We start from the raw sequence: 25,830 nt of genomic DNA on the forward strand, positions 1-25,830 counted from the left end.
ATAAGTACCATGTAAATAATTCGTTCGGCCTCCCTTAATTCCCAAATAGAGCCGCATTCTTCTCCCGAACAGGGGAGTCGAATGCGGCTCTTGTTGTGTTTAGCGATATTTAATTTAGGGGTGCCCACAAGCCCCCGCCAGGCAGCGGACAACCCCGTTCCTTAAGCTTGGCTACAACCGGGATAATGCAGCCGCAGGCCAGGCAGGTAACACCTTCCTGCAGCTTCGGGCAAGTTCCGCACAGTGTTAGCCGTTTTGCGTATACCTCTTCAGAAACAGAATTCTCCAGATTGAACATGGAGGAAGACAAGATACGGGCAATCTGTGCCTCCGTAACTTTGTAATCCTCGCGGCACCCCTTGCATGCTGATGAAGTTGACATTGCCATCCCGCCTTATGCTTGTGGCTTAATTTCCAGCACAGTTACGGACATTGGAGCCAGTTCCACGGTCAGACGGTCACCCTCCAGCGTATAGGCATGAAATGGCTGTGGTGCCACTGCTTCCGGCTGGCTGAACGTATTATGAGCATCGATAGTTTGACCTGCTAGGGTTGTGCCAGTTATTTCGACAATCTGTCCAGCAAGTCCGCGCAAATCCATGGGAACAATGGAACTTGCTTCATGATTCAGGTTGCACAAACTGACATGAATCACTCCCTCAGCAGTAATGGAAGCCGAAGCCGATATCTCAGGAATCTCATGTCCATCGAAGCTGTAAGAACCGCTCTCCAGCGTCAAATCCAGCAATTCAGCATCCTGATGTACCTTGTACATGTTAAACACATGGTACGTAGGGGTCAGCAGCATTTTCTCCCCTTCTGTCAATATCACCGCCTGCAATACATTAATCGTCTGCGCAAGATTGGCCATCCGCACCCGGTCACTGTGTTTGTGGAAAATATTCAAGGTCACCCCTGCCACCAGTGCATCCCGGATCGAATTCTGCTGATAGAGGAATCCCGGATTGGTGCCAGGCTCGACATCATACCATGTACCCCATTCATCGACAATCAAGCCTACACGCTTCTCTGGATCATATTTATCCATAATGACGCTATGCTTCGTAATCAGTTCTTCCATATGAAGTGATTTCTCCAGAGTAGTGAACCACTCGGCGACTTCAAAGCCTGTAGCCGTTCCTTTTTTGTCCCAGGTTGGGCCGGGAACCGTATAATAATGCAGCGTGATCGAGTCCATAAAGCGTGTTGCTTCACGCATCAGAACTTCCATCCAATTGTAATCATCTGAATTAGGTCCACAAGCTATACGGTGGATATGATTGTCGCCATAATTGCGAACATAGGTCTGATATTGACGATACAGGTCAGCATAATATTCAGGACGCATATTTCCTCCGCAGCCCCAGTTCTCATTGCCCACGCCAAAGTAAGTCACAGCCCACGGTTCCTGTCGGCCATTCGATTGGCGCAGCTCGGACATCGGGGATACACCGCCGAAGGTTAAATACTCCACCCATTCAGACATTTCCTGCACGGTACCACTGCCCACGTTTCCATTAATATAAGGCTCACATGCCAGCATAGCACATAATTCCATAAATTCATGAGTCCCAAAATGGTTATTCTCAACCATACCGCCCCAGTGAGTGTTAATCATGCGTTTCCGGCCTTCCCGCTCGCCAATCCCATCTTTCCAGTGGTACTCATCGGCGAAACAGCCGCCAGGCCAGCGCAGCACAGGGATTTTGATTTCTTTAAGCGCTTCCACAACATCGTTACGGATACCCTTGGTGTTCGGGATTGTAGAGTCCTCTCCAACCCAGAGCCCTTCATAAATACAACGTCCCAGATGTTCGGAAAAATGACCGTAAATATTTCTGTTAATCTTTCCTTTGCGGATATCCGTGTTAATTACAGCACGTTGAGTCATTATTCTTGCCGCCTCTCATAGTTAACATTAATATTAATTAATTAATACTTATATGAATATTATAGACGTCTGAAATCCCATTCGTCAATCTAAAAAAAGCAGGACGCCAAAAAGACCCATTACCTAAACAATAGGCAATGAGTCATAATCCATTTACTCTTGATCAACAGGTTTATGGATACCATCCTCGTAGAAATCAAAGACAAGCTGCTGCTGCGTTCCCCTAACGCCGTAGAACACGTCAGATATCTTTTTCCCCTTACGCTTCAGCTCCGCTTCAAGCCACTCCTCAGTTAGTCCGTTATTCTTCAGGTTATTCTCCATCAGGGTCCCATCCATAATTAATTCAAGAGGAAAACTTTGAGGATGGAGATGCAGCTTCATATCCTTTTTGGTCACATATTGATATTTTTCTTTTTTCAGAACCGAGACCATTCCGTTATCCTCTAGAACCGCATATTCAACCTCTTCAATATTAAAAACCCCATTCCCCCGCAAGGCCTGATCCAAGGAATCCAGCGAATATCTTACCTTTCGCATATTGTCTTCCAGAATTCTCCCGCCTTCAATAAGGACCGTTGGCGAACCGGATATCCAGTTCCTCATTTTGTGGTTCTTGAGAGCAATAACAGATAGCAAAAGGGAAGTGCCGGCAATCATGATGAGCGCCAAGATCATATATGAGGATTTTATGTTTTTGTTAAACGCCAGGTTTGACGCTACAGCCCCTAAGGTAATTCCTGTTACAAAATCATGAAAGGTCATATTGGAGATCGTCTGTTTCCCGAGTATTTTGGCTATTAACAGCAGCAGTAATATAGCAGATACGGAGCGTATCACAACATCTAAATAGGCTTGCATCTCAAATCCCCCTCACTGCTGCATTATTTACAAATACAACAGGAAAGAAACCTGATTACAGGTTAATTCTCCTCCGCTCAATATTAGATGCTATTCCGTCTCTCCTATACTACAGTACGATTTGAAAGCGTATTTATGATACACTAGCAGTGGAATGACTAGTTTAGTCTAATAATGGAAGACAAACAAGTGTACAAAGGAGACCTAACATGATTGATGTAACAGGTAGATGGGCGTTAATTACCGGCGCAAGCAGAGGTGTAGGTTATCAGACAGCCCTCTTTATGGCGAAGCAAGGCTGCAATCTGATTTTGCATAGCAGAAGTTTTGAACATACCCAAAAGGTAGAGGAAGAAGTTAAAGCTTTAGGGATTGAAGCCTATTGTGTACAGGCTGAGCTGGCAAATAACGAAGAAGTAATTGCTATGCTCGATGTAATTGAAGCAAAGGGCACAACTGTAGATATCGTGTTCAACAATGCTGCTGTGCAGATTGCCTACAGAACGGATTATTGGAACACTCCGGTTGAAGACTTTGAAATGAGCTTCCGCATTAACTTTATTTCAATCGCAACCATATGTAATCGCCTGATCCCCAAAATGATTGAACATGGCTTTGGACGTGTGATCAATACAACCAGCGGAATTAAGAATGAACCCGAGCAGGCAGGCTACGCAGCCAGCAAAGCCGCCCTTGATAAGTTCACCAAGGATTTGGCTTCCCGACTGGATGGAACAAATGTAATGATTAGTTTGACTGATCCGGGCTGGTGCCGTACGGATTTGGGTGGTCCCCAAGCCACAAGTGCCGTTGAAAGTGTAATACCCGGAATCGCAGTAGGTGCTTTCTTGGATGATCAGAAAAGCGGAAGATTCCTGCACGCGCAGAATTTCACGGAGTTATCCTTAGCAGAAGCTGTTGCCAAAGCAGAATTGATAGAAGCTACTCCTTATACTATTTAAAAATATAAACATTTAATATCCATTTATTTCTGACGATTCGTTAGCTGCTATTACAGGGCGAGCGGATCGTTTTTTTCATCCTATACCCTGATTGAACCACATTACGGTTGGAATATCAGGGTCATGACAAATTGGGTGAACAAGAGGAGATACAGGAAATAACTGTATTTATGAAGAATTAATTACTAATAACGATCTTCTTAGGAGAGGACAATCACAATGCAGATTCTAATCATACGGCACGGACAATCGGAAGCAGATCTCTTGAAGGTACACGAAGGAAGAGCGGATTTCCCACTAACAGAATTGGGTCGAAGACAAGCTAAACTGATGGCTGAAAGAGTAAAAGAGAACTTCCCTCCTGAAATAATTTGGGCGAGTACTTTGAAACGCGCTAAAGAAACCGCAACAATTCTGGCTGATGCACTTTATTGTCCTGTGAAATTTGAAGATCGTTTGATGGAATATAATAATGGGATACTTGCTGGGCTTACGTATGAGGAAGGCAAGAAATACCCAATTCCAAAGACGATGCATGAGCGCCGTGTGAAAAACGGTGAGTCCTCAATCGAATTTAGAATGCGAGTGGAAAGCATTTTTTCGGAAATACTGTATACCTCCACGTATAATCGAATAGCTATTGTCGCCCATGGAGGAGTAATAAATAACCTAATGAGAGCATTTTATAAAATGCCCGTAACGACGGAGTTTTTATTTAAGAGTGGAGATACAGCGATTCACTTAGTAGAAATAACAGAGAAGGAGCGTATTGTACATTTTTCAAATGACCTCGCGCATCTTCAGCATTTGCAATAGTCAATGCACCTTCGTTAGAAAGAGAAGGAATGAGGCTCTATTTAAAAATCAGAGGTTGACTTTACATGCGAACATAAGCGGAGGGTCGGAGGGAATCTGGAGAAACGATAGTGTTCGCCTTTAACAGCGATCGTAAGAACCCTCCGAACCCGTAGCGGCTTGATTCACAAACGGTCAACTGCTGGTTTTGGTTTTAAGCCGGGAATTATAAGGGAGATTTGTAATGTTGTTCAGAAAATTCAAAGGCTTGTTTGTCATTCTTCTAGGATTGTTGGCTTTAGGAGCGCTTATTTTGTGGACACCCGCAGGAAATGATGCAATAGCTAATATAGTCTCAAATACAAGACTTGAGGGTTATGCGAAGAGCTTGGGAATTGAAATACACAAGAAATCCCCCCCACTTCCCACAGTAACTTCAGAAGCTTCAGAAATACCCGTTGTCCAAAGCAGTTATTGCTGGGGAACACTGGGCTGTGGCGAATATGCGGGTGGAAAATTAATGCTTGAAGGAAAATCTGCTACGTTGGTCCCGTCAGGTTCAGCCATTAGTATACGGTTTGATTACAAGCCTAAGCCTACTCAATTGAATGTATATCAGTATCTAAATGATACAGCCATTAGTATTACTTTAAGAGATGGGCATTTTGATGCTCCTAAAGAAAGTGGAGTTTATTATTATGGCATTTCAGCCTACTGGACATCTGATGACGGTAAATATTCGAAAGGTGATACATCGTCTGTGTTTGTTATCGAAGTGAAATAGCCATGAACAAGATTTACACAAACCAAAAACCAGCCAAACAATTTACGCTAGTGTTTGGCTGGTTTTTTGGGCGGTATAACAGGATTAGTTATCTCACCATTTAAGCAATGTGTCCACCTTCACCGGCAAACCGGTAGCCATCGAATGATTGGCAGCAATACCGGTCATGATCGACCAGGCGCCATCCACATGAGACGCTGCACGGTTAAAGCGGTCATCGATCGGCCGTTCAAAAATATCACGCAGCATCACCGGATCTCCACCGCCATGACCGCCGACTCCTTCCTCAATTTCCACTTCATACGGTTCGGCAAACTGAGGAAAGATAGTGATTGTTTTATCTTTCACTGCGCCCTCCTGAGCCTTGCTGCCACCGGCATTCACATAGGATTGTTCGACGACCTTAACTTCCATCCGGCCCTTTGTCCCGTTGAAGACAACGATAAAACCCTCCCATGGCAAATAGGCATTCAGCGAATAATTCATGATAGTTTTGTTCTTGTATTTGACCATAACGCCCATCGTATCCTCAATGCTGATGTTATCTCCAAACACACTCTGATCCCGCAAATATCCATCCTCATGCTCAGTATCCAGATACATAGCCTTCAGCTGTTCATTATCTTCCAGATGCAGGGCAAAGGGATCGTTCTTCGCCGCCGCACTCCCATGAACACGCTGATAGAATTCACTCACGCCACGTTTCTCGGCATTTTCTCGACCGTAGAATCGGAGATCACCCATCGCAAACACCGTTTCAGGACGCGAACCCAGCCAGAAATTCATCAGGTCAAAATGGTGCGTTGATTTGTGGACCAACAGTCCGCCACTGTTGCGTTTATCGCGGTGCCATCTGCGGAAGTAATCCGCTCCATGCTGTGTATTTAACAGCCATTCAAAGTTAACAGACAGCACCTCGCCAATAGCCCCGTCCATGATCAGTTCACGGATTTTGGTATTATGCGGGGCATAGCGATAATTGAACGTAACCCGCAGTTTTTTGCCGGTCCGTTCCACAGCGTCCAGAATCTCCTGGCATTTCTCTTCATCAATAGTCATCGGTTTCTCGGAAATCACATCACAGCCAAGCTCCATAGCCCGAATAATATAGAGGTGATGCGTACGGTCAATACTCGTCACAATCACTGTATCCGGCTTGGTTTCAGCAATCATGCGGTCAAATTCATGCGCTTTATACACAGGCACAGCGTGATACTCATATTTCTCCTGCAATAGCTTGTTGGCATGCGCCATTCTTGCTCCGTTGACATCACAGATGCCCACGATCTCTGAGGTTTCCCGGTAGTTCGTGGTGATCTCACCATAGAAGAACTCAGCCCGGCCGCCGGTACCTACAAACACGTATTTCTTCTTACTCACAATTATCACTCCATCAATTATGGATTTGGTTGCGTTTTCTTTCTATAGTGTATAGTATAAAATACATCTAAATCTAAGCATTTATTAGTGATTCACTCATAAACTATGTATATATTATCCTCATTTTATTAAAAGGAGCCCCCACATGCCCGAAGCGCTCCATTCAGAGTTTTTCATTGAACAGCTCAAACGAACCGGACCTTTCAGCATGGACTCCGACCATGTTCACGATAGCTATGAAATCTACTATTTATTAGCTGGCGAGCGTAACTATTACATCAACAATCTAGTATACTCTCTACGCAAAGGTGACCTCTTATTCATTAATAAGAACGAATTGCATCGTACTACCGCCAAAGGGACAGCGCGTCACGAACGGATCTTAATTAACTTTGAAGAGGTTTTTCTGCAAAAGATGATGGCCCAGGTTACTCTCCATTTCCCATTTATGACTACTCAAAGCATGCTGCTCCGGCCCGATGCCCATGAGCAGGGCGTTATAGAGAATATTCTCAACTCCATGCAAAAGGAACAGGCGGAGCACCGGGCACAGCATAACTTATATCTCCAGACGCTGCTTCTTCAGTTATTTATTGAAATGGGCAGAATCCAGGAGCTGCAGCGGGAAGCCATTGCTCCCGAGAATAATGAAAAGCAAATAAAGGTCTATGAAATCATTGATTATTTACAGACGCATTATGGTGATAAGCTGACTCTGGCGCAGTTGTCGGAAAGCTTTTATATCAGCAGTACTTATCTGTGCCGTCTGTTCAAACAAACCACCGGTTTCACGATTATTGAATATCTGAACTATATCCGCATCCAGAAGGCCCAGCAGCAACTGCGCGAGTCAAACGCCAAGGTCACCCAAATTGCCGAGGATACCGACTTTGACAGCATCGCCCACTTCGGACGCGTCTTTAAGCAAATCGCCAAGCGATCGCCCTTGCAATACCGGAAGCAGAACCGTTGATATAGTCATTAATAAACATTGATTATTATTGGATAAGGGGATAGCACTTTTTGGGGGGTGTACTTTGAAATCAACGGGAATTTCTCCCGCTAATCCTCAATTCTGAGCAAAAATCAGCTAATTAGAGGGATATTTTCCCTATACTTCCACTATACTTTCACTATATGTTCAACTTAGCTAGCCACGAGGAATATAGCTTAGATGCTTCCTCGCTGGAGTGAATGCCCGATGTCTGTTTAATAGAAGAGTTGTCGATACTGCCTAGTAAATAACTCAACTTTCGCAGCTCAAATCTCTAAACAAACCCTTGATATAGCTGGGTAAACTAGAGATCCATTCCTCTAGTTGACAAAAAACGGACGTTTTGTTCTTCTTGGTATTGGCTTGGGACATTTCAAGAAATAAATTCATGAGTTGCTGGAGGGCGGTCTGATAATCCAGATCGCGGACTTCATCCGCGAAGAGAAAAAAGAGACCTCCAAGTGTTCGGTCATCACTCGATTGACGCCGTTCGTACTCCATCGCTAAATAACGGCTGAATACAATCGTTGTATGGCTAATCAGTTGATCGAAGGAACGACCTTGAAACTCGGTTCCCAGTTTCAAATAACTTTTGGTGACTTTGAAAAAGGTCTCTATACTCCAGCGCATGCCGTAGATTCGTACGATTTCAGCTGCATCTAGCGTCACATCTGTACTTAAAATCGCGAGCCATTCTCGTTTTTTATTTCGGTTGCGCACAAAAACAAGTTTCACGGGTAGACCGCAGGTCGTCTGTACGATGACAGAGCCTTTAATGTCTTTGGCATTCGATTTGGGAAGGCTTTGAAAGACTTCACGCAGCGTCATTCGTGTTCCTTGAACCAGATAGTGTTGTTTCATTTCCTTGACCATGCCAATCACACCAAGGCCTTTGCCGGTGAGCTGACGAAAGAGTGGAACTTGGGTAAACCAGCTATCCATAAGCACATAGTCGGCAGTGAATCCCGCTTTCAAAGCCCGTTCCAGCAAGGCGACAACGGCATCCGGCTTCCGAGAAAAAGCCTCCATTCGACGTTTGTACCCAGCGCTGCGTTTCGAGAGATTCGAAGCCATTTCGCAAATACGATTGGCCAGCTTGGCCGAAGAAAGCATGACAAAGTCAAGCGGAGCGAAGCTAAACCCGTCCGACCAGCCTAACGTTAACAGGGTGTAGCCTTTAATGAATTTGCCCGTGGAATGGTCAAATACTCGTGCCAGTAACTCTTCTTTTTTACTACGGTTTCGGCTCAACACGGAATCGTCAACGATGAATACTCGTACACGCGAAGATGAAATAAGCGATTCGAAATAGAGCACAATGCGAAGACTTAAGGTCTGCAAAAAGCGCCGCCAAGCAAAAGAAGTTTGATTTAAAAACCGATAGATAACATCTTTGCCTGGAAGATCTGCTCCACGGTCACTCTCTAGGAGTCGAAACCAGTTCTTACCTTCGAAGACTAAAGAGAAAACGATTTGAAAAACCGCGAGACTCGAAAGACCAAAGGATTTGGAAATACCTGCGTGTCGTAAGGTTTTCCCGATATGGAGAGTGACAAAAAGTTTGGAAAAGCGAGACTGTTCAGACAGGGAATGTTGTTGTAACATAGGGTTACGCACCTTTCTTGTTGGCATGGTTGATTCGACACTTCCATGATACCAAACAAGTAAGGTGTTTTTTGTCAATAGCAACAAAAGTATTGAATTCTTCTTACGCCCTCAAGGGTTTAAGACAATATTCCAGGTGCGAAAGTTGAGTAAATAACTTTAATAGGTGGGAATGACGATGTGGACCTCACTAAGTAGTAAAGATAATATGATTGCTGAAATGTTTAAGGTTGCTTTGGAGCTTGAAGAACCCTGGAAATTGACACACATAGAATATGACGATAAAGACGAAGCCTGGCATCTATTTATCGACTTCGAACGGGGAGCGATCTTCGCTTGCCCGTCCTGTGGTGCTGCATGTAAAGCCTATGATGCGGAAAAGAAGGAATGGCGTCATCTGGACTTTTGGAATTGGAAAACCTATATGCATGCCCGTGTCCCTCGGACAAACTGCACGAACTGCAACAAAGTGACCCTCGTCCCTGTAAAGTGGTCACGTCCTTTATCCCACTTTACGCTGCAATTTGATGCTTGGGCCATGCGGCTTATGGCGGAGATGCCGGTCAATGCAGCCGCCAGAGAACTTCGAGAACACGATACACGGATGTGGCGGATTTTTCATCACTACGTCCATGTAGCCATGAATGAACTGGATCTGACGGGTGTGAAACGAATTGCTGTAGACGAAACTTCGTCCCGTCGAGGCCATCGTTACATTACTTTATTTGTAGATGTAGATACCAAAACGGTATTGTTCGCAACCGAAGGAAAGAGTAAGGATACCCTAGAGAAATTCAAACAACATCTGATGAGCAAAGGGGCAACAGCCACACAAATTCAGGAAATTTGCTGTGATATGTCCCCCGCCTTCATCCGAGGTATTCAGGAGCAGTTCCCTGAGGCTGAAATTACCTTTGATAAGTTTCACGTCATGAAAATGGTGAATGAAGCCGTTGATGATGTTCGCAGAGAAGAACAAAAGCAAGTTCCTGAACTGAAAAATAGTCGATATCTGTGGCTGAAAAATGCATCTACCCTAAAAAACGAACAGAAGGTGGAACTGGATAAGCTAAAGGACGGACACCTCCAAACCGGGAAAGCTTACCGCTTAAAGCTATCTCTACAGGAACTCTGGACACAGCCACACATTTTAGCCGATGTCTATTTACGGGAATGGATGGGTTGGGCTAGACGCTCCCAACTGAAACCTATGATGGAATTATCCAAAACCATGAAGCGACACGAAGAAGGCATTTTACGATGGTTTCACAGTCGCATGACGAACGGCTTGCTTGAAGGTATTAACGGGCTCATCCAAGCGGCAAAGAGAAAGGCGCGGGGCTACCGTAATGTCCAAAACTTGATTGCGATGGTGTACATGACGGCCAACAAGCTTAGGCTCCCAACGCTCGCAGCTCGTCGAGGGTAGTACCCCTCCCCTTTATACCAAGGTGTTAGGAATCTATTAAAACAAATAAATCTATGATCCTATTCTAGACAGCATTACCCATCCAGTAGAGCGAAGAGCCGCTTAGATTAGCAGCAGTAATTCATCTTTAATACTACTAAAAAGGAGTGTCCGCAGCCATTTGTTGGCCTTTGGGACACCCCTGATTTACACTCGGATGAATGTTTCTTTGAATGATTCTAGGCTTAGGAAATTGATCAATGCAGCTCTTAACCAGACTGGTAGAATTTATCCCCAGCCTTACTGCTAGCTGCCCTTGATTACGCCTTTTTTGAGAATCACATTCCCGTATAATGCTTCTTCACCAGTAACTATAATGGCATAACTCTGCTTGGACCGATTGTAGAAGTCGAAGCGCTCCTCATATTCAATCGTGGCATCCTCATCATGTTTGGCGAGGATCGCTTCATAGGTAGACCAGATGACCGGCTCGGTAGGGTCCCCCGCAACCACAGACATAAATGCCGCCTGATGCGACGCATAATGGTCTAGTGGAAGCAGCTCCAAGATGGCATCCAGCAACTGAGGGATACCTATCCCATCATAACGCAGTACTTTTGAATGCAGCGAGTGTCCCGGATAATTGGCATCGGCCAGTACTAGCTCATCTCCATGGCCCATTTCCATCAGTATACGCACCAGCTCGGGAGATAACAGCTTAGGAATTTTTTTTAACATAGGTTCCGCTCCTTACATGCCATAAAATGATCTTAGCGCCACCAGCTCTTCAATCCGATGCTGCGGCAGTTCGCGCTCCCCGCCAATCATCCGGGTGATGAAGGTCAGCTTAGCGGTATATTCCAGTCTTTCCATGTTCATGTAGGCACCCATGACGTCCTTGCCCCAGGTAAGCGCACCGTGACTTTCCAGCAGAACAGCAGTTTTTTTACCTAAAAAAGGAACGATGGAGTCCGGTATTTCCTCCGTTGAAGGTGTACCATACACGGCCAATGGGATATCCCCCATCGCAATTACAGACTCGGGCATCATCATCTTATCCAGAGACTCGCCCTTAATAGCAAAAGCTGTAGCATACGGTGGATGCGCATGAACTACACCGTTGATCTCCGGGAGTGCATTATAAATCTTGAGATGCATCTTCACTTCCGTGGAAGGGCGGTAGCCTTCGGCTGCTTCCAGAATTTCTCCCTGCAGATTTACCTTTACAAGCATATGCGGCTCCAGATATCCTTTGCTGACCCCTGTCGGGGAAGCAAGTACTTCATTCTCTGACAAGCGTGCCGAAATATTACCGTCATTGGCTGCAATAAAATCCTTGTTAAACAGGTTCTTGCCAATATCACAAATCTGTCTACGTAATTGTTCCTCTTTAGTTTCCATGTATGATACTCTCCTCTTCTCTAATCCATCTTATAATTTATGAATGTTACACAATTGCCGGATGATAGCTAACTAGCGTATAAGATCGCGCTACAATATCTCTAATTGCGGAAGCTTCCACAATGCCAAGCGCAGCTAATTGAACCACAATATTCCCAATGGAGCTCGCCTCAGCAGGTCCCGCCACAATTTCTCGGCCAGTGGCATTTGCTGTAAGCTGGCACAGCAACTCATTCTGAATGCCCCCGCCAACCATGTGAATAGTGCGGATGGTGGTTCCGGTTAAAGCCTCCAATTCATCAATAGTCTGGCTATACGACAATGCCAGGCTCTCTAATATAACTCGAATGATTTCAGCCTTCGTATGAGGCACTGGCTGAACGGTCTTCACACAATATTCTCTAATCCGCTGAGGCATATCTCCTGGTGTGCTGAAGATCGGATCGTTGGGATCGATGATGGCTGGTGCTTGTGCAAGAGTTCCGGCAAGCTGCACCATTTCGCTATAACTAACTGGCTCACCCGCTTCTGCCCAATTCCTGTCACATTCCTGCAGAATCCACAGCCCCGTAATATTCTTCAACAAACGGTTAGTGCTGCCAAAGCAGCGCTCATTGGTAAACCCATACTCATAACTCTGATCCGTAACGATAGGCTCCAGCGTCTCCATCCCTACCAAAGACCAGGTGCCACAGCTTATAAAAGCTGCCTCGGCTTTGCTGATATAAGGAATCGAGGCTACTGCGGAGGCCGTATCATGGGAAGCTCCAGCGATTATGCTCATAGGACCAATTCCAAGCTCGGCCTGTATTCCCGGATCAACCAGCCCAATTACTGTACCTGCGGAGATTCCTTCCGGGATTATAGCCGTCGGAATACCCAGCCTGTTAAAGACCTCTTCGGAAACCCCTCTGGAGGCAGCATCCAGCAGGCCACTGGTGCTCCAAATCGTCTGCTCCGCCACAGCGATGCCCGAGAACAGATAATGAAATAAATCGGGCATCATTAATATTCGGTCCACCGTCTGTGTGAGGTCAAGGTTGCTCTGAAGATCAGAATACAGCTGATAGACCGTATTTATCAGGCTCGGCTGGTTGCCGGTCAGCGCAAATTGCTCTCTTGGAGACAGCAAATCCTCCATCCTTGTGCTAATTGCGGCCATTCTCTGGTCCCTGTAATGATGCGGGGAATAGAGCAGCTGTCCCTGTTTATCGAGAAAACCATAATCAACTCCCCAGGTATCCACGCTGAGCGCCAATGACTGCCCACACCTTCGATGAGCCTTTTGGATGCCCTGCTTCATTTCGTGGAACAGCTTCAGAACATCCCAGTATAAATGTCCGCGGATCTGCACGGGGATGTTGGCGAAACGATGAATCTCTTCCATGCGCAGGGTATCACCATCGAAGATTCCTAACATGACTCTGCCCGAGCTAGCGCCGAGATCTATCGCCAACAGCTTTATCGTATCGTCCATTTCTTGCACACCTGCTTCGCCAAAGGATTTAATAGAGCGGTCCAAAGTTCTGACAGGCTCTGTAATCCGCACCCTCAAGATCTCCGGTACCGAACAATGACCAGACCCGTGGTCTGAAAATACGCGACTCTTCCACGTTATGCATACTGACTGGAATGCGCAGAATAGAGGCTAGCGTAATCAGATCGGCACCAATATGCCCGTAGCTGATTGCCCCGTGATTGGCACCCCAGTTGTTCATCACATCATAAACCGATTGGAATGAACCTTGGTTCGTAAGCTTAGGTGCAAACCAAGTCGTCGGCCAAGTGGGGTCGGTTCTTTGATCCAGCGTGTTATGGACATCTTCAGGCAATTCGACCGTATAGCCTTCAACCAGCTGCAGAACAGGTCCAAGCCCTTTTACCAGATTCATCCGCGCCATCGTGACCAGCATTCCGCCTTTTGTTAAATAATCAGTAGAGAAACCGCCCCCACGAAAATATTCCTGTGAAGCTGCCCGGAACTGGGTTTGTGCCAAGCAGGACTCGACTTCCTGATCCGTAATCTCCCAAAAAGGCTTAATGGCTGGCTTACCCTCAAGGCTCTGCTCCCCTGTTCCATCCAAAGCAGCCGAACCCGAGTTTATTAGATGCAGCAAGCCATTTGCAGCATGACCTTGTAATTGATGACCTGTCACACGCTCAACTGCGGCCGGACTCCAGAAGGTGCGAACATCGGCAAAAATTTGTGCAGTGTTCGTCAACAGATAATTAAACAGCATCGTTACACCGTTTAAGCTATCATTCTCAGTCGCCACAATATAAGGCGCCCGTTTGCCGTTCCAGTCAAAGGAGGAGTTAAGTATCGTCTCCATAAAGTCACCGTTCGGAAAGTGGTCCGTCCAATGACGCTGGCCTTGAAAGCCACTCACAATCGCATTGTGACCATTTGCTTCTTCCTCGAAGCCGAGTTTAGCCAGCTCTGGATTCCCAATCATCAGATCGCGTGCAATCAGCGTCATTTTGACACAGGTCTCCCATTGCTGTTCCTTCTCTTCATCACTGATCTGTAGATGCTCTGGGTTATTGTCAGCTCCGATTCGGCAGTTTTCCTTCACCCAGCCCAAGGCCCGCACGAATTCTGCTTTATCATATATTTCTTCTTCAAAACGGCGTACATATTCAGACATATCCACGTATTCATTACGCATACCTAGATAATCTTGAAAGAACTGTTCGTTTACAATTGAACCTGCGATTCCCATGGAGACAGAACCCATCGATAGATACGATTTGCCCTTCATAAGTGCAACCGCCATGGCTGATTTGGCAAACTGCAGCAGCTTCGTTTGTACATCAGCGGGGATATCCTCACTGCTTGATTCCTGCACATCCTCACCGTAAATGCCAAACGCCGGAATGCCTTTTTGTGCATATGCAGATAGAACAGCAGCCAGATATACGGCACCGGGACGTTCTGTCCCGTTGAAGCCCCACACGGCATGTGGGATCGAAGCATCCATATCCATGGTTTCAGAGCCGTAGCACCAGCAAGGGGTTACGGTAAGCGATACGCCCACATTGGCACTTGAGAACTTCAGTGCGGCGGCGGCGGCCTCTTTAACCCCTCCAATGGTGCTATCAGCGATAATACATTCCACATGCGATCCATCTGGATAATATAAGTTCTCTTCTAGAAATTTGGCTACCCGCTGAGCCATACCCATAGTCTGAATCTCCAGCGATTCCCGTACACCGCGTCTTCTTCCATCTATAGTAGGACGGATACCAATCTTAGGATATTTTGCTGCCACTGCTGTTCCTCCTCAAGAATAGGTTAGAATTTCAATAGATTAAAGCGTTATCATTACTTATCTCAATACCATCATAGAATCTATAATCTATTAAGTCAACAAAGAAACCACAACATATTATGATATTTGTGTGGTTTTTTGTGATATTGTAATTGTATTCTGTGGGTTTTCTGTAGTATTCATTTCTTTTTTTAAAAATATAAAAATTTATATGTTGCACACGATAACTTATCCTTATATTTCTCGAAGAAACGGGTGCCGTCCATATAAAGGACGGCGAAGCCGTTTCTTCTTGTTTATAAGGCTTTGTAGTAAACTATTAAATATGCAGATTTAGACCAGGGGTGAGCAGTAGATGAAGGCTTTTGAACGTCGCGAAGTGATAATAAACGAACTATACAGACATAAGAAGGTACATGTAGCAGATTTGGCGCAGAAATTTAACGTCTCGGAAGAGACAATACGGCGGGATCTCGATAAGCTGGATAAGGAAGGCCTCGCCAAAAAAAATTACGGCGGCGCGATTCTAAACGCCCACACGAATGAAGATCCCTCTTATGCCAGCCGACATCAGGTCAATCTTGAAGCCAAGCAGAGGATCGCCGTCAATGTACTCGAGCTGATCAATGATGGCGACAGCCTGATGACCGATACTAGCTCAACAGCATTTGAGGCACTGCGGAGAATCCTTGATGAGAAAAAGAATCTGACGATTATCACCAATTCACTGGTGGTTCTATCCGAATTCCAGCATTCCGGCCAAAAGCTGATCTCCACAGGCGGGACCTTGGGGCCCGAGACCAGCTCCTTCGTAGGTCCCAATGCGCTGCAGACGATTCAAAAATATAATGTAGATGTAGCTATTTTCAGCTGTAAAGCCTTGTCCATGACAGGTGGACTCAGCGATTCGAACGAAGCGGAAAGTGAACTTAAGGTGCTCATGCAGCAGCAGGCGAACAAGGTCATACTGCTCGTAGACCACTCCAAATTTGACCGGATCGCCTTTATTAAATTGCTTAGCTTTGATAAAATCGATTATATTGTCACAGATCAGAAGCCTACGGATGAATGGATTGCTTTTCTGAATAAATTTCAGGTATCCCTCATCTACACTCCTGCAGAATAAGCTGCGGAATTAATAATAGAGCACCTCTCTATGACTAGAAAGATGCTCTATATATGAAATTTATGACTGGAACCCATCTAACAATACTGCAGCGAAACGGATGGCTGACTAAGAAAAAGATAATATTAACAGCCTTTTCTGCCGCTAATGAGACTCTTAGCTCGCTAGGAGACCCATTAACAGCATTTCCTGCCTTTAAATCGTTGTGCAGAGACCATTTGGAGCAATTTCGCTAGAAATAACAGCATAAATTGACGTTAATTACTAAAAACCAGTCAAATCTCCGTGATTAACAGCATAAATTGCCTCTAAAATTAATTAACAGCCCATTCTATCCAAAATCTAGCACATACCCCTGCTCCGCCGCAGTATCAAACTCCGCGATCCCGTCCATGATACGATACTCAACCGCTAATCCGCCGGTAGTCGTCACAGACGACAGATTGGTGTTGCTTATTCTGCACAACCCGCCTTTGTGGGAATGAATTCCCATTTGTACTGGAGCTCCTTGTGCCCACTTCAGACTGACCTCTAAGCCACCTCGCGCACGCAAGCCCTTGAACTCACCCACAGGCCAAGCATCTGGCAGTGCCGGAAGCAGCTCCAAATAGCCTTGATGAGATTGCAGCAGCATTTCGATAATTCCAGAGGTTGCTGCGAAATTCCCGTCGATTTGAAAAGGTGGATGCGCATCGAACAGATTCGGATACACGCCTCCATGCGCACTGCCTTCTTCCACCAGCTGCAGTAAATTGGCTAGGAGCTGTAATGCACGATTTCCTTCGCGAAATCTGGCCCACAAACTGATCTTCCAGCCGAGACTCCAGCCCGTTCCACCATCGCCTCGCCGCTCCAGACTTTGCTTGGCCGCCTGAAACAGCAGTGGATTGGTACGCTCCGTCAGTTGGACCCCCGGATATACCCCGAACAAGTGTGAGACATGACGGTGGTGCACATCCTCGTCCTCAAAGTCGCTCGACCATTCCTGTAATTGCCCGTATTTGCCGATCTGCAGCGGGAATAAAGCAGATCTCGCCGCGATTAATTTCTGAGTGAATAAGACATCCGTACCCAAAAGTACAGAGGCATCAATACAATTGCTGAATAAATCCCAGATCAGCACCATATCCATGGTGGAGGCTTTACTAACACCTACCAGGTTGCCATTACTACGGAACTTATGCTCCGGCGAAGTTGAAGGCATCGTTACCAAGACTCCATTTCCGTCATCGATTAACCAGTCCAGACAGAACAATGCCGCCTCTTTCATCACTGGGTAAGCACGATCTCGCAGGAAATCCTTGTCCAAGCCGAATTCATAATGCTCCCATAGATGATGGCATAACCAGGCACCTGCAAGTGGCCATAGCGCCCAAACGGCTTCACCATGCCCTTCCCCACCAGCCGGAGAGCTCTGACGCCAAATGTCTGTATTATGGTGAGCCGTCCAGCCCTTTGCTCCATAATGAGTTTCGGCGGTCTTCCGCCCCGTTTGGGCCAGCTCCTCAATTAATGTAAATAAGGGTTCATGGCATTCCGCCAGATTGCCGCTCTCTGCCGGCCAATAATTCATCTGAGTATTAATATTCAGCGTCCAGTTGCTGCTCCAAGGCGCTCTGGTTTCTTGATTCCAGATGCCCTGCAGGTTGGAGGGCTGAGTACCTGGACGTGAGCCGGAAATCATCAAATACCGCCCATATTGAAACAGCAGCGCGACCAGTCCGCGATCTTCTGCACCATATTGTTTAATCCATTGATCTGTAGTCAGCTCTTCAGGAGCCACACGTTGCCCCAGATTGAGCTGAACGCGGTTGAAGAGGGCGCGATAATCATCCATATGTGCTATACGAAGAGCTTCATATGTATCTTCCAAAGCTAGACGCAAGTCTTGCACGGCGGCTGCACTATAATCCTTGCCTTCTCTGCCCGGCAATTTAGCAAAGCCGTTATAGCTGGTGGCTGCGCTGAAATAGAGCGTGACCGCTGTTGCCTCTTTAATGTGAATAGCACCAGCAGCAAATTCTGTATGACCACCTTCAGTCTGTACGCCAACCCGACCTTCAAAGCTCATCGCGTCGGTATTATCCCAATCTCCGTATGACAGCGGACGTTTCTTGCTCATATAATTCGGATCGGCATTCTCTGGTGCTATTCCCCGAAGAATCAGTTGTCCACCTTCTACCCCTATGCGATGCCGCAGTGGACTGTCGAGTTTAATACTCAGGCTCAGCATTCCCGGCTCATCCGCAGCAAGATGAAGTGCCAGCACACGACCTGGATACGAAGCGAAGGCTTCGCGGGTATAATGCACCCCGCCAATGGTGTAATCCACACGGGATATGCCCTGCTCCAGATCCAAAGTTCTCTCGTATGCCTCTGTATAATCACCATGTTCAAACTGTAGATACAAGTCACCAAAGGGCATATAGGATTGGGCGTATGGACCGAGCATTTTTTTACTCAGCTCATCTGCTGCAAGATATTCCTCCTCAGCCAGCAGGCGCCGCACTTCAGGCAGCAGTTCAAGCGCTTGTGGCCTGTTACGGTCCTGCGGGCTCCCCGACCATAACGTATCTTCATTCAGTTGGAAGCGTTCCTTCTCCACGCCACCAAAGATCATAGCCCCTAAGCGGCCTCCACCAATCGGCAGTGCTTCGTTCCAATCCTTGGCCGGTTTATTATAATTCAGCTTCATGACTAACCTCTCCCTAATAAAAGAATCAATTACTCAAAAGACCACTCTTCTCGACGGTCTTCAGCCATTCTCTGGCAATCAGATCATGTCCGGCTGTCGTCGGATGCACACCATCCCACAGCCAATAAGCCGCATCCGTTCTAAGCGCTGCTTTATTAAGAGCTCCCTGCAGGGGAACAAATACCGTATGAAACTGCTCGGCTAGCTGACGGACAACCTGCTGATAGTGTTTAATCCATCCCTCCCAGGCTTCCCATTGCTCTGCCGGTGCTCCGGTATTCAGAATAAACGGCTCGCATAGAATCAGCTTCGTTTGCGGCATAACCTCGCTTGTTTCCACAAGCACATGCCGGTAAGCCCTTTCAAAACGGTCCGTCACCCCGCTTGGTTCGCCCTTCATCGTTCTCCAAATATCGTTAACCCCGATTAGAATACTGATCATATCAGGCTTGAGACTGATCGCATCTTCGTTCCAGCGTGCGTATAAATCAGAGATCCGGTCGCCACTTATTCCCCGGTTATAGAATATTGGCCGTTGCTCAGCCAGATCGTTGCCCAGCTTCCCGCCAATGATATAGGCATAGCTATGCCCCAGAATATGATTCGGGTCATCGTCACGCCCGCGGTTGCCATCAGTGATCGAATCCCCTTGAAATAAAATAATCTTATTGGTTTTAGAAGTTGAATTAGACATCTAATGTTCATCCCTTTAATTATAATTTAATAGATTTAACAGCCTCACCAGTTTCCCTCTCCCGATAACTGCCCGGGGCCTGACCTACATATTGCTTGAACCCTTTATAGCAATGACGCGGATTCTCGTAACCGACACTCCGCGCAATTTGTTCCAAGGAGAGGGTTGGCCCTAGTACCATCAGCAGCTTCGCATTCTCAATCCGGACCATCCGTAAATAATGTACAAAGGTCTGGCTGGTCAGGACGCAGATAATTCCCTTATCCATCTATGATCATCAGTTTCAGCAATGGATTCCTCCTTTTCTAGCCTAAGTTACCTTCTGTTATTATTATAACAAGCCACCGCAGAAGTCTATAAATATCTACTGTGGCTATTTCTACTAGTCTTTGACTTCCTGCCTTATTCGAATAATTTTTGCAGTTCTACATATTTCGCTTCAGACTTGAAGCGGCTCATGGACTGCAGCCGTTGAATCCGTTCTCATGTGTATCCCAAGATCAGAACAGAAAAAAGACCAACCCGAAATCTCAGGTTGATCTTCTATTTATTATTTCTTGGATCTAGTGCATCCCGAAATGCATCACCTACAAAATTGATGGACAATACGCTCACAATGATCATGATTCCGGGTGGAATCCATAACCAGGGTTGTGAAGTAAGTACGGTTAATGATTGAGCACCAGCCAACATATTTCCCCAGCTTGGAGTAGGCGGCTGCACGCCAAGCCCCAAGAAGCTTAGTGCCGCTTCGTCAAGTATTGCCCGGAAGTATTACTGTAAGGGTCCCATACCGCTGCCACATTAACCCAATCATAGATGGAGGGCAGCACAACAAGCGCGGCAATCAGCAGCAAGGCAACGTGAACCTTAAACAGGTTCCGCCAATCGTCTCTATATATCCGCAGTATTCCCGCCATTTGCTACCACCCCTGAGCCGTAATTTAGATTCATTACTATGCCCGGAGTGACCACTTTTTACTATTAAATCTCTATTCTTAGGACTCCAGTAAAGGGAAGCCACTAGTTTTCGCAAATAATTGCAACTTTTTCAGGATAGTTCCGTTTATAAGGTATAACGCCGTTTGAGAACTATCAGTAAGGGTAATTACCTAGTATAGGCTTACGACACTGAGCTCTACAAAGGCCAAGGGGGAGATTGTTTATGTTTACGAAAAAGTCAGTTTATGTCTTGCCTGTTCTTGTCCTGCTATTCCTTTCTCTCATTACTACGGCAAGCACAGTTGGAACACGGGTAGATGCGCAAAGCATTGCCAAGAGCCAGCAATTAACGGTTTATATTCATGCGCTGCACACAGACAAAGGCGCTACTATAATTACAGCAGATGAAATTCAGTGGTATGAAGGCGCGGAAGCAGATCGTGTGTTTGCCCAACAAGATCCAGAAGCTGCAGCTGAAATAGGTGGTGCACTGGATGGTTACTATATTCTGAATGACAGTGACACATTAAGTAATTATCCGGTCGCAGATAATGCTACAGTGAGCATGCAGATTTATGATCATACCGGCAACATCAATGATCTTGATATTAATTGGAATGAACAGCTCACCTTGCCGGAATTTATCGCTCAATTTAACAAGACAGACGTTTTTGATCTGAGCCAGTCGCCTTATCACATCACGATCCAAGATGGCAAGGTAACCGCCATTACTCAGCAATATACTCCTTAACAAAGAAGGGGGTGTTCCACAGCCACAATGTTCTGGCTGCTGGGGACACCCCTTCTGTGTTTTTGAGTAAGACTATAATTTCCCCGCCAATTCCCCTCTGATGAAACGGGTGCCACTTCACCAAACTCCGGAGGATTAATTTAGACGTCGGTTGGAAAATAACTGCATTTTATGCTGCTATTTCAGCGATTTCGCTCCTCAAATCCAATTTAACTGCAATATATGCTGTTAAATTGGACCTCAGTGTGAAAATCAGTCCAAATCCAATAATTTAACAGCATAAAATGCATTTAATCGCTACAAGACCAGAAAATAATGGAATATAACAGCACAAAGTGCAGTTATTTCAACTAAGTAGACTCCATTCTACCTTACAACATTTATTTCTCATCCCACAGCGCTCAGCACTCGACACTCAATGCTGAGCATCTAATACGCCAACTACTCTTTATCCCAATACTAACCACTTTCTGCATACTCGAACCGAACACTCACTTAAACGAACATATTCGCTGTACCTCAGCGAGCATTCCTGACTTTTTCACACCTATTCGAACGTTGAACTATTTACCACCAACCGCCATGACTATAAGCTTAAATAATACTATTGCACATATAGAGATTGGTGGTGGAACATGTCTGTTAAGACATCGACGCATTCGGCGACAGAACCCAACGTAATAAAGGATTTCCGTATGGATCAGGTCAGCATTACTGATCCTTATTTCATTAATGCTTTTGCCAAAGAAATTCAGTATCTAAAGAGCTATGATCTGGATCGGCTGCTGGCCGGATTCCGTGAGAACAAAGGTCTGCCTCCCAAGAAAGACAAGTATCCCGGGTGGGAAAACACCGAAATTAGAGGCCATACTCTAGGACACTATCTCAGCGCACTCTCTCAGGCTTACCTCAGTACCCAAGATAATGAAATATTAATGAGATTGGAATATATCTTAGTAGAACTTGCTCTCTGTCAGTTGGACAGCGGCTACCTTTCGGCTTTTCCGGAACAACTATTTGATAACGTGGAGAATAAACAGCCTGCTTGGGTGCCCTGGTATACTCTGCACAAGATTATAGCTGGACTTACTGCCGTGTATGCTTCCACTCATAACAATGCCGCCTATGAGATTGTGACCAAGCTTGGCGAGTGGGTATTCCGGCGGTCCGCGAACTGGTCTCCTGAGGTTCAAGCAAGTGTGTTATCCGTGGAATACGGCGGTATGAATGATTGTCTCTATGAACTGTATAAGATGACGGGTGACGAGCATCACCTGATTGCTGCGCATCAGTTTGATGAGTTGACACTGTTCACACCGATCCATGAGGGCAAGGATATCCTTAAAGGCAAACATGCGAATACGACCATCCCGAAATTCCTCGGCGCGTTGAACCGTTATTTGGTATTAGGGGCCAGCGAACAATTTTATCTAGAGGCTGTCCAGCAGTTCTGGGAAATGGTTGTTCACCATCACAGTTATATTACCGGAGGCAACAGCGAATGGGAGCACTTTGGCGATCCAGATATTCTCAATAGCGAGCGCTCCAATTTCACCGCCGAAACCTGCAACACCTATAATATGCTGAAGCTTACGCGAGAATTGTTCAAAATCACCGGAGACGCCAAATATGCCGACTTCTACGAGAATACCTTCCTTAACGCCATTCTCTCGTCACAGCATCCGCATACTGGGATGACGATGTATTTTCAACCTATGGCCACCGGATATTTCAAGGTTTACAGCTCGCCATTCGAGCATTTCTGGTGCTGCACCGGAACGGGAATGGAGAGCTTTACCAAGCTGAACGATAGCATCTACTTCCATGACAGCAGCAGTATTTATGTCAACCAATACTTGAGCTCTACGCTGGTCTCGGAGGAACACCAACTCAAGCTGATCCAAACTACCAGTATTCCTTATAAGGACACCGTTCAATTCACGGTGCAGACCTTACAGCCGCAGGACAAGCCGCTTGTACTTAAATTGCGCTTACCGGACTGGATCGCAGGAGACACGGAGATCAGCTTGAACGGGGAAAATATAGACTACAGTATCGCTCAGCGTTACGCTCTAATGGACAGAATATGGCGGGATGGCGATACTCTCCAGATCAGAATCCCTATGAAGCCTTCTTTCTATCATTTGCCGGATGCCAATAATGTAGTGGCCTTTAAATATGGACCTGTTGTCCTTAGCGCCGGGTTGGGACAGGCCGATATGTCTGAGTCGGCAACAGGGGTAGCCGTCAGTGTGCCCACCAAAAATATGCTGGTTAAAGACTTTATCACCACCGCTAACCACAATGTTGCGGAATGGCTGGAGGAATTTGCACAGCATTTTGTCCAGAATAACTCGGAGCTTGCTTTTACTTTACGCAATACGGATGAGGATGACCGGCTGGTATTCACGCCCCACTTTAAGCAGCATAGTGAACGATACGGGATTTATTGGAATTTAGTCGAGTCGGATTCTCCGGAATTGCAGCAGCATCTTTTACAAAACAAGCTAAATCAAAGAGTTCGAGACGCCACCATTGATAGCTTGCCGATCGCCAACGATCAATACGAGCTTGAGCATCACATCAAGGGCCAGAATACCTCGGTGGCTACTTGGGACGGATATAACCTTAGACAGGCCGAGAATAATGGCTGGTTTAGCTATCAGCTTCAGGTCATTCCTCATACGGATAACTATTTGTCGGTGACTTATTTCTCGGGCAATAACGGTAAATCCTTAGACATTTATGTGGATGATAAGCTATTGGCTAAGGAAACGCTGCAGACGGACAAGGCCCGGACTTTTTATAATAAGAGTTATCTACTCCCAGCCGCTCAGGTAAAAGAAAAGTCGGAAGTAGAAGTTAAGTTTGTTGTTTCTGGACAGATGAACGGTATCTTTGATGTGCTGCGCATGATGACAGGCTTTGACTCTAACGCGAAGCTGCAGGATTTGGCGTTTGATGAGGGCGTTTATTCAACACCTTTTACTCCAGACCAGACTGCATATACGTTAACTGTGGCTCAAGCAACAGCAAGTCTACAGATGAATACCGTAGTACAACATAAAAATGCTGTGGTCTATGTGAATGGAATTCTAATCGACGACTCGCAAAGCCGAGTGATTCCCCTGCAAGATAGCCCTACAATATTGAAGCTTTTGGTTAAGGCAGAGGATCAGGTCACTACACAAGAATATACGGTTACTGTATTGAAGAAACTGGAGTAATAAGCAGAACCTCTCCACATATCGCTCTAAAAAAGTACCCCGCGGACGATTATAGTCTGACGGGGTATTTGCCGCTATTTTCGGACTATGATTCTGTCTGTCCCTCCATCCCAAGCGATGAAATATTTGTAAAATGACCCGGGTGAGGTAAAATTATAATATTAATGGCTTGGAGAAGAGGTTAACGATGCTTAATGAAAATAGCAAATCCAAAACACTTGGTGAGTTTCTGAAATCACGGCGAAACCGGCTTCAGCCGGAACAAGCAGGATTTAGCGATTCCTACAGCCAGCGAAGAACGCCAGGACTCCGGCGGGAAGAAGTCGCTACACTGGCTGGTGTCAGTGCTACCTACTATACTTGGCTGGAGCAAGGCAGAGAAGTCACTGCATCCAGGGAGATCATCGAGAATATCGCAAGAGCTCTGCAACTGAGTGCGGACGAGCGACAACACCTGATGGAGCTATGGAATCCCAATGAGCCTGAGGCAGTTATATCTATAGATACGATGCTGAATCCACAGTGGCGGGATATTATTAGCCAGCTGTCTTATCCTGCCTTTATTACGAATGAAAGAACACAGGTATTTGCCTGGAATGATGCGGCTAATGAAATCCTCATTGATTTTAATGCTTTGCCAGTGTCAGAGCGTGTGATGCTGCGCTTGTTGTTTACCGATTCCGGACTGCGCTACCGTATGGTGAATTGGGAAGAATTCGTGCTCCACTCCGTCGCTGTCTTTAGAACTTATTATGACAAGCATCAGGAAGATCCGTGGTTTAAAGAGCTCGTAGAGCAGCTAAGTGCGGAAAGCGCTGAGTTCTTAACGATGTGGAAGCTGCATAATATTCAGCGCAAAAAAGTAAGCCGAGTCTATATCCAGCCCCAAGATGTTACCAAGGCTGTAACCTATGATATCCATTCCTTCGTAAGTCTTGCTGACCACCCGGACCTGCACGTTTGCATCTATACGCCGATTTTTTCGGATAACTAAGGCTACTCTCCCTAGTAATAATCTTACTAGCATAACCATACTGTGGTT

At 45.9% G+C, this 25,830-nt stretch carries 21 protein-coding genes and 2 pseudogenes; 9 read left to right on the forward strand and 14 right to left on the reverse strand.

All coding sequences use genetic code 11. From position 1 onward, the window contains the following. Nucleotides 1-109 precede the first annotated feature (109 nt). From H1230_RS24225 to H1230_RS24235, 3 genes are all read right to left on the reverse strand, one after another. Nucleotides 110-382, reverse strand: a complete 273-nt coding sequence (locus H1230_RS24225) for a DUF6171 family protein (protein WP_239712409.1) — start codon at nt 380-382, stop codon at nt 110-112. A 12-nt stretch (nt 383-394) separates the two neighbouring features. Next, complete coding sequence (locus H1230_RS24230; RefSeq protein WP_275590960.1) at nt 395-1,891, reverse strand: alpha-N-arabinofuranosidase; 1,497 nt, start codon at nt 1,889-1,891, stop codon at nt 395-397. Between the two features lie 153 nt (nt 1,892-2,044). Further along, nucleotides 2,045-2,752 carry a DUF421 domain-containing protein gene (locus H1230_RS24235; RefSeq protein ID WP_239712410.1) on the reverse strand — a complete coding sequence of 236 codons (708 nt, stop codon included), beginning with the start codon at nt 2,750-2,752 and terminating at the stop codon, nt 2,045-2,047. Between the two features lie 209 nt (nt 2,753-2,961). Between H1230_RS24235 and H1230_RS24240 the strand changes: the two genes are divergently transcribed. The 3 genes from H1230_RS24240 (at nt 2,962) to H1230_RS24250 (ending at nt 5,293) form a co-directional block, all read left to right on the forward strand. After that, a complete protein-coding gene (locus tag H1230_RS24240; RefSeq protein WP_239712411.1) occupies nt 2,962-3,714 on the forward strand; it encodes an SDR family NAD(P)-dependent oxidoreductase in 753 nt (250 codons plus the stop codon). Between the two features lie 219 nt (nt 3,715-3,933). Further along, nucleotides 3,934-4,530 carry a histidine phosphatase family protein gene (locus tag H1230_RS24245; protein ID WP_239712412.1) on the forward strand — a complete coding sequence of 199 codons (597 nt, stop codon included), beginning with the start codon at nt 3,934-3,936 and terminating at the stop codon, nt 4,528-4,530. Nucleotides 4,531-4,753: 223 nt separating this feature from the next. Continuing rightward, nucleotides 4,754-5,293 (forward strand): hypothetical protein, encoded by a 540-nt coding sequence (locus H1230_RS24250; protein WP_239712413.1) that lies wholly within the window; start codon nt 4,754-4,756, stop codon nt 5,291-5,293. 93 nt (nt 5,294-5,386) lie between these two features. On the opposite strand, the gene H1230_RS24255 is transcribed toward H1230_RS24250, so the two are convergent. Continuing rightward, complete coding sequence (locus H1230_RS24255) at nt 5,387-6,673, reverse strand: Gfo/Idh/MocA family protein (protein ID WP_239712414.1); 1,287 nt, start codon at nt 6,671-6,673, stop codon at nt 5,387-5,389. Nucleotides 6,674-6,818: 145 nt separating this feature from the next. Here H1230_RS24255 and H1230_RS24260 point away from each other — a divergent pair, with 145 nt between their 5' ends. Next, nucleotides 6,819-7,646 (forward strand): helix-turn-helix transcriptional regulator, encoded by an 828-nt coding sequence (locus tag H1230_RS24260; protein ID WP_239712415.1) that lies wholly within the window; start codon nt 6,819-6,821, stop codon nt 7,644-7,646. A gap of 273 nt (nt 7,647-7,919) precedes the next feature. Here the strand turns inward: H1230_RS24260 and H1230_RS24265 are convergent, their stop codons facing one another. Beyond that, nucleotides 7,920-9,272, reverse strand: a complete 1,353-nt coding sequence (locus H1230_RS24265) for an IS4 family transposase (protein WP_239712416.1) — start codon at nt 9,270-9,272, stop codon at nt 7,920-7,922. Nucleotides 9,273-9,450: 178 nt separating this feature from the next. Here H1230_RS24265 and H1230_RS24270 point away from each other — a divergent pair, with 178 nt between their 5' ends. Further along, nucleotides 9,451-10,701, forward strand: coding sequence for an ISL3 family transposase (locus H1230_RS24270; protein WP_239712417.1), 1,251 nt, complete (start codon nt 9,451-9,453; stop codon nt 10,699-10,701). 285 nt (nt 10,702-10,986) lie between these two features. On the opposite strand, the gene H1230_RS24275 is transcribed toward H1230_RS24270, so the two are convergent. The 4 genes from H1230_RS24275 to H1230_RS24290 are packed head-to-tail and all read right to left on the reverse strand — an operon-like array spanning nt 10,987 to nt 15,353. Beyond that, nucleotides 10,987-11,418 carry an RbsD/FucU family protein gene (locus tag H1230_RS24275; protein WP_239712418.1) on the reverse strand — a complete coding sequence of 144 codons (432 nt, stop codon included), beginning with the start codon at nt 11,416-11,418 and terminating at the stop codon, nt 10,987-10,989. A gap of 12 nt (nt 11,419-11,430) precedes the next feature. Continuing rightward, entirely contained in the window at nt 11,431-12,081 is a 651-nt protein-coding gene (locus H1230_RS24280; protein ID WP_154121524.1) for a class II aldolase/adducin family protein, read from the reverse strand. A gap of 46 nt (nt 12,082-12,127) precedes the next feature. After that, nucleotides 12,128-13,630, reverse strand: coding sequence for a rhamnulokinase (locus H1230_RS24285; protein WP_239712419.1), 1,503 nt, complete (start codon nt 13,628-13,630; stop codon nt 12,128-12,130). After that, on the reverse strand, nt 13,587-15,353 hold the full coding sequence (locus H1230_RS24290) for an L-fucose isomerase (protein WP_239712420.1): 1,767 nt from the start codon (nt 15,351-15,353) through the stop codon (nt 13,587-13,589). The genes H1230_RS24285 and H1230_RS24290 overlap by 44 nt, the downstream gene beginning before the upstream one ends. Nucleotides 15,354-15,708: 355 nt before the next feature. On the opposite strand from H1230_RS24290, the gene H1230_RS24295 reads away from it, so the two are divergent. After that, nucleotides 15,709-16,479, forward strand: a complete 771-nt coding sequence (locus H1230_RS24295) for a DeoR/GlpR family DNA-binding transcription regulator (protein WP_154121525.1) — start codon at nt 15,709-15,711, stop codon at nt 16,477-16,479. A gap of 331 nt (nt 16,480-16,810) precedes the next feature. Here H1230_RS24295 and H1230_RS24300 read toward each other — a convergent pair whose 3' ends face one another. The 5 genes and pseudogenes from H1230_RS24300 to H1230_RS24320 all read right to left on the reverse strand — a co-directional run. After that, nucleotides 16,811-19,174, reverse strand: a complete 2,364-nt coding sequence (locus tag H1230_RS24300; protein WP_239712421.1) for a glycoside hydrolase family 95 protein — start codon at nt 19,172-19,174, stop codon at nt 16,811-16,813. A gap of 25 nt (nt 19,175-19,199) precedes the next feature. Next, nucleotides 19,200-19,868, reverse strand: a complete 669-nt coding sequence (locus H1230_RS24305; RefSeq protein ID WP_239712422.1) for an SGNH/GDSL hydrolase family protein — start codon at nt 19,866-19,868, stop codon at nt 19,200-19,202. Nucleotides 19,869-19,887: 19 nt separating this feature from the next. Then, nucleotides 19,888-20,136 (reverse strand): helix-turn-helix domain-containing protein, encoded by a 249-nt coding sequence (locus H1230_RS24310; RefSeq protein ID WP_239712423.1) that lies wholly within the window; start codon nt 20,134-20,136, stop codon nt 19,888-19,890. Nucleotides 20,137-20,411: 275 nt separating this feature from the next. Beyond that, a pseudogene (locus tag H1230_RS24315) lies at nt 20,412-20,633 on the reverse strand (ABC transporter permease subunit); the annotation flags it as partial. Then, nucleotides 20,633-20,788: pseudogene (locus tag H1230_RS24320) on the reverse strand (hypothetical protein); the annotation flags it as partial. The pseudogenes H1230_RS24320 and H1230_RS24315, both read right to left, overlap by 1 nt. Nucleotides 20,789-21,033: 245 nt before the next feature. Between H1230_RS24320 and H1230_RS24325 the strand changes: the two are divergent. The 3 genes from H1230_RS24325 (at nt 21,034) to H1230_RS24335 (ending at nt 25,782) form a co-directional block, all read left to right on the forward strand. After that, nucleotides 21,034-21,561, forward strand: a complete 528-nt coding sequence (locus H1230_RS24325; protein ID WP_239712425.1) for a hypothetical protein — start codon at nt 21,034-21,036, stop codon at nt 21,559-21,561. Nucleotides 21,562-22,196: 635 nt separating this feature from the next. Beyond that, nucleotides 22,197-24,788, forward strand: a complete 2,592-nt coding sequence (locus H1230_RS24330; protein WP_239712426.1) for a beta-L-arabinofuranosidase domain-containing protein — start codon at nt 22,197-22,199, stop codon at nt 24,786-24,788. A gap of 187 nt (nt 24,789-24,975) precedes the next feature. Further along, nucleotides 24,976-25,782 carry a helix-turn-helix transcriptional regulator gene (locus H1230_RS24335; RefSeq protein ID WP_239712427.1) on the forward strand — a complete coding sequence of 269 codons (807 nt, stop codon included), beginning with the start codon at nt 24,976-24,978 and terminating at the stop codon, nt 25,780-25,782. Nucleotides 25,783-25,830 lie beyond the last annotated feature (48 nt).

Origin of the sequence: Paenibacillus sp. 19GGS1-52, from assembly GCF_022369515.1 — a bacterium.
GTDB lineage: Bacteria > Bacillota > Bacilli > Paenibacillales > Paenibacillaceae > Paenibacillus_AQ.